This window comes from Anaerolineales bacterium, assembly GCA_022866145.1.
GTDB lineage: Bacteria > Chloroflexota > Anaerolineae > Anaerolineales > E44-bin32 > PFL42.
The window spans coordinates 1-5050 of the sequence record JALHUE010000286.1; the positions used below are offsets into that span (position 1 = coordinate 1).

A 5050-nucleotide genomic window follows, 5' to 3' on the forward strand; every position below is an offset into this window, starting at 1 on the left:
AGTAGCACCCCCGGTTCCCAGTTCGAAGCGAGCTATCCCCGAAACATCTATTCGCCGTCAGAGCGGCATGAGCAAGTCCAGCAGGTGCTAGGCAATCAACTCACGTACCTCGGAGGGTACAAGTTGGGCACGCCCTTGCACCTGCTTGGGAGAGGCCTGTCGGACGGCAGGCGGCCGGTAGGGTTGTTGTCTTGTGAGTATCCAGAAGGCAGCCTCCGCGAGGTGGTGGGCGACGGCGCCGACGGCTATGGCGTGGCCTTTGCGCTGGCTGACCTGGTCGTAGATCTGGCAGGCGTACTTGGTCTTCCACGCGGGGTGGCGGCGGTGGCGGACGACGACGTTAGCGGCCTCGATGAAAGCCCACTTCAGGTACTGATTGGAGGGCTTGCGCATGTGGTCGAAGTGGGTCTTGCCACCGCTGGCGTGGACGGTGGGAACGACACCGGCATAGCTGGCGAGCTGGCCTGGGGTGTGGAAGCGATCGATGCAGCCGATCTCGCGCTCGATCACGATCGCTAAGATGTCGCCAATTCCGGGAAGGGTCTTGAGCAGCTGGATGGAGGGGGTGAGGGCAATCCGGTCCCGGATGCGGTCTTCGAGCTGAGCGATCTGGTGCTGGAGGCCGTCGAGAGCTTCGAGCTCTTGGGCGACGCAGCGTCCGGTTTCCGGGGGGAGCCGAGAAAGGGTTGTCTTGAGCCAGGCCTTGCCCGCGCCGGCGAAAATGTCGCTGTGCTCCGTGCTGGTGATGCAGTACTCAGCCAGGGTGGCGTGGATGCGGTTCTTGAGGGCGGTCCTAAGCTTTGAGAGTGCCATCCGGGTGCGATGGAGCTCACGTTCATCCCGGATCTCCCCGGGCGGGAGCCAGACGGTGGGCAGGCTGTCCAGGTGGAGGAGCTTAGCCAGGCCCTTGGCGTCAAGCTTATCGGTCTTGTTGACGTTGCCCATCATGACCTTGGCCTTCGCCGCGTGCGCCAGGAGAGGCAAACAGCCGGCGGCTTCGATCTCGTCGGCGATCCACCTGTGCCGCACCACAGGTGCAGGCAGTACCAGTTGCCGACGGTCTCCAGCGCGACGGGGGTGCCATCGGGCATGGTTTCCAGGAAAGCCCGGATGGCCCCCGGCTGACGGTCGACCCGGTGTTGGGCGAAAAGGCGCCCGTCCTGATCGAGAATGGCGAACTGAGAGTAGCGCTTGCCCAGCCCTAGCGATCTGGGCCAGGGTGAGCGTCACAACCGATCCTATAATCCATGGTAGCTGCACCTTTCTCTGTCTGAGAGCGCGTCGGAAGCCAAACTGCGACGAGGATAGCGGAAGGTGCAGCACTTTCATATGATCAACTCGCTGCCTGCCCAGGCCGCACATCGTCGCGATGTCCTTCGGGAGGCCAGGCAAGCCGACTCGGCTGGCTGCCGATGAGTTGATGGGGTCGTCGCTGCAAGGGTGTGCTAGAGTGGAGGCGGTCTGGCCTGACTCGCCGAGTCAGCTGGGAGACCGTCGGCAGTAGTCGGTGTCACGGCCGATGGTTCGCCCCCGAGCCGCCGAGCGGCTTCCCCAGGGGGTGCTTCCTTCCAGGACGCTCCGCGGTCGCGAAGCTCGAGGCCGTTAGGCAGCCTGTACCCCTAGTTCGCCATTGCAGCCCGCGGAAGATCAATCAAGACTGGACGCGAGTATGATTGTCTGTCGCAGTGAGCCCAGGATCCACATGAAGCGCCCTCCTCCTTGTCGAGAGAGCAATGAGCACCATAGTTGACGTCGTCGTAGTAGGGGCAGGCCAGGCTGGATTGGTTGCCAGTTACCTCCTTAGCCTGGACCATGTCCAACACCTCGTGTTGGAAAGGGGTGACATAGGCCAGTCATGGCGTACACAACGATGGGATTCCTTCCACCTGAACACACCTAACTGGGCCAACGGACTGGCCGGAATGGAGTTTCATCCAGAAGAACCTCATGCCTTCGCCGGTAGGAACGCACTGGTAGCGTTCTTCGAGGACTACGCCAGCATCTTCCACCTTCCGATCAGGCCACGCACCAATGTGACTAGTCTTCGAAGAACCTCGGGCGGCTTGTATGCGCTCCGCACGCAGTCCGAGGAAATGCACGCCAAGGCAGTGATCCTCGCCTCGGGCGGGATTAGCCGGCCCCGCGTGCCGACACTGGCGCGTCAACTTCCCAACGATATTGCAGTGTGTTCAGCGGGTACCTACAGGAATCCCGAAGCTCTTCCCAAAGGTGCCGTGCTTGTCATCGGAAGCGGCCAATCGGGGTGCCAGATAGCGGAAGAGTTGCTCGAGGCTGGACGTGATGTCTATCTGTCCGTCAGCAAAGTGGCGCGGGTGCCCCGCTCGTACCGCGGCCGAGACATCCTCGCCTGGTGGAGGGACATGAGCATCTTGGATGTGAAGCTGCAACAGCTGGAGGATCAGTCTCTCCAGTCCGCGGCGCAGCCCCAGGTCTCGGGGACCCACGGCGGACACACCGTCAGCCTTCAATCCCTCGCACGGGATGGTGCTGTCCTTGTCGGGCGGGTGCTTGATGCCGATCATCGTGTCCTCAAGCTGGACGGGAGCGTTCGAGAGTGCATCCGTTTTGCGGACGAGAAGTCACGGGCCTTCAAGGCTGCCATTGACACTCACATAGATGGTGAAGGAATAGTGGCAGAAGCGCCACAACCTGATCCTGGGGAACCCTCACTCCCTGACCTGAGGGGATCGGAGGAGATCACCAAACTGGATCTGACGCGTGCAGGTGTCTCCAGTGTCATTTGGTGCACGGGCTTTGACGCCGACTGGAGTTGGGTGGAGGTGGACGTATTGGACCAGGGCGGCCGGCCTCGCCATACCGACGGCATAACGGAGTTTCCAGGGCTCTACTTCCTTGGGATGCCATGGCTTTCTGCTCGGAAGAGCGGCATTCTGTTTGGCGTGTCCGATGATGCCGCACGAATCGTTCAGCACATTCGAAACGACGGATTCGCTGACTAGGCTGCCCAACAACTCGCTGAAGCTGACCCGGCGGGCTGGGCTTTCAGGGGTTCTTGTCTTGCCCGCTGACTTGCCCTAGAGTCCTGGAGACGTTGCCCGCTTCCGCCGGGCAGCTTAGCTCGAGGCCGTTAGGCGTGCGCAGCGCTCTTCCGAACCTAGGCTGTCTGTCGTGCGTGGGAGTGAACTCTCTTGAAACCATCCAAATGGCATTCGCCAGCTATCGTCTCTGCAGTCGCTTTCGCCGCCTTCTCAGCCGTCCACCTGATCGACGACTTCCTATACGACGTACCGCACGAATTCCACTTGAGCGTCCCCACAACACTCATGCTCGCTCTCGCTTACATGGCTGCCCTGGTTGGCCTCGTCGCCGAGGCTGCCGGTGGTTCCCGCACCGGGTATCTTGGCCTTGCCATCGCAGGTCTGCTCATTGCCCTCGCCCAGCTCCTGAAGAGCGCACCTGAGATCCTCGAACCAGGGCCCTGGCATTTGGGTTGGGCCTCCGAACTCGCAGCAATGGGACTTGGGCTCTCCGCCGCGGCGACTACGTTCTTCTCTCTTCTTGCCTGGCGAGTACATTCGCAACTGCCCGGATCAGCCCCCAAGTGAGGTGCGCTTTCCACGTCCGCACGCCTAACAACTCGCTGCAGCTGACCCGGCTAGCGTGCGGAAAGTTGGAGCATGTCTTGCCCGCCAAATGGCGCGAGAATGGATGGGCCGATGCCTGAGCCGCCGGGCAGCATAGCTCGAGGCCGTTGGGCGGCTCATGGCGCCACGATGCGTCCGTTTGTGTAGGGAGGGGATCATGTCCCGCACCAACGCTCTCCGAACACATCTAGGCAGAGTGGCCATTGCCATATTCTTCGCCCTAGAGAGCGCCTGCAGTGGGCTGCCTGGGGCGTCATCGCCTGGCCGCGTCCCGCAACAACTACGAATAGCGAATGGCAGCAATGAGGACATTGCAGGACTCACGGTCCTCTTCCCTGCGGCGTCGCTGGATCCCCCTGTAATTCGAGTTGAATTCGGCGATGTCCTGGCAGGGGCCACTACAGACTACCGAGAGGTGCCGAGCGGGGTCTACAGGTACGCGGCCTATGAGTACAAGCTGGGAGGTCGTGTACTGACTCAACGGGTTGAGGATTGGTTCGGCGAGACTCCGATCGAAGGACACCGATTCACATATCGAATAGAGTTCCGGCGCCAAGGAGAGACCGGTGGCCAGATACAATTACTCGAACTCCTGGTTGACGATCCATGAGGCGTGAGACTGCGCATCCCGCGGCCACAGCCAGAGCCGCCCAACAACTCGCTGAAGCCGACTCGGCTGGCGGGCGAAAGCGCAATTGTTCTTCGCCTGCTTTGTTGCCATACAATGAAGGAGCCAAGCGTGAGCCGCCGAGCGGCTTAGCTCGAGGCCGTTGGGCGGCTCTACTGAGGAGCTGGAGCAGTAGGCGCGCAACGGAGACAGAAGGAGCCTCAGGGTGCTTGAACCATTCTTCTTCGCGCTAGGTCTTGTGAACAGCGTGGTTCTGATCTTCATCTTTCTCATTCGCAAGAATCATCTTGCTCTTCTGCAAAGAATCGGATGGGTATACTTCCTTCTAGCGATTCCAGCCATCTATGCGATCTTCCTCGTCCAACAGGAACAGAAGACACCACGATACACTGTCTTTCTGGGAATCTTCTTGGCATTTCTGGCGATCGAAGCTCTCTATGACTGGATACTGAAGATCCCATTCCGAGAGAAGATGGATTGGAAGCAATTGGTGCCATATGTCGCGCTCTACATCTCGATGAATTATGGATTTGTGGTAATGACTTGGAAATACTATTCCTTGATAGGCGGGATCATCTTGCTTGGTCTTTTTGCCATCCAAATCACTGCAAACATGGTCACGCATCCAGAGTCCACAATCGAAAGAAAGTGACCTCGGGACTATGCACCGGGGCGCCCTGAGACCCCGGAGATGCCGCCCAACAACTCGCTGAAGCCGACTCGGCTGGCGGGCGAAAACGTACTGGTTCCTTGCCTGCGGAGTTGCCCTAGAATGGAGGTGTCAAGCCTGAGCCGC

Annotated in this window: 6 protein-coding genes; 5 read left to right on the forward strand and 1 reads right to left on the reverse strand. The window is 60.2% G+C overall.

Going from position 1 to position 5050, the window contains the following annotated elements; all coding sequences use genetic code 11:
- Nucleotides 1-87: 87 nt before the first annotated feature.
- Nucleotides 88-1029 carry an IS110 family transposase gene (locus MUO23_08850; GenBank protein MCJ7513062.1) on the reverse strand — a complete coding sequence of 314 codons (942 nt, stop codon included), beginning with the start codon at nt 1027-1029 and terminating at the stop codon, nt 88-90.
- 5 nt (nt 1030-1034) lie between these two features.
- Between MUO23_08850 and MUO23_08855 the strand changes: the two genes are divergently transcribed.
- The 5 genes from MUO23_08855 to MUO23_08875 all read left to right on the forward strand — a co-directional run bounded on the left by MUO23_08855 (nt 1035) and on the right by MUO23_08875 (nt 4906).
- Nucleotides 1035-1205 carry a hypothetical protein gene (locus MUO23_08855; protein ID MCJ7513063.1) on the forward strand — a complete coding sequence of 57 codons (171 nt, stop codon included), beginning with the start codon at nt 1035-1037 and terminating at the stop codon, nt 1203-1205.
- A 528-nt stretch (nt 1206-1733) separates the two neighbouring features.
- Nucleotides 1734-2981, forward strand: a complete 1248-nt coding sequence (locus MUO23_08860) for an NAD(P)-binding domain-containing protein (GenBank protein MCJ7513064.1) — start codon at nt 1734-1736, stop codon at nt 2979-2981.
- 189 nt (nt 2982-3170) lie between these two features.
- Entirely contained in the window at nt 3171-3587 is a 417-nt protein-coding gene (locus MUO23_08865; GenBank protein MCJ7513065.1) for a hypothetical protein, read from the forward strand.
- Nucleotides 3588-3783: 196 nt separating this feature from the next.
- The gene (locus MUO23_08870; protein ID MCJ7513066.1) at nt 3784-4236 is read left to right on the forward strand and encodes a hypothetical protein; all 453 of its coding nucleotides are present in this window, start codon (nt 3784-3786) and stop codon (nt 4234-4236) included.
- Between the two features lie 223 nt (nt 4237-4459).
- Nucleotides 4460-4906 carry a hypothetical protein gene (locus MUO23_08875; protein MCJ7513067.1) on the forward strand — a complete coding sequence of 149 codons (447 nt, stop codon included), beginning with the start codon at nt 4460-4462 and terminating at the stop codon, nt 4904-4906.
- Nucleotides 4907-5050: the final 144 nt, after the last annotated feature.

Bases quoted from the DNA above. Each gene is read 5' to 3' on its own strand.
- MUO23_08860 (MCJ7513064.1), top strand. From the start codon at position 1,734: ATGAGCACCATAGTTGACGTCGTCGTAGTAGGGGCAGGCCAGGCTGGA.
- MUO23_08870 (MCJ7513066.1), top strand. From the start codon at position 3,784: ATGTCCCGCACCAACGCTCTCCGAACACATCTAGGCAGAGTGGCCATT.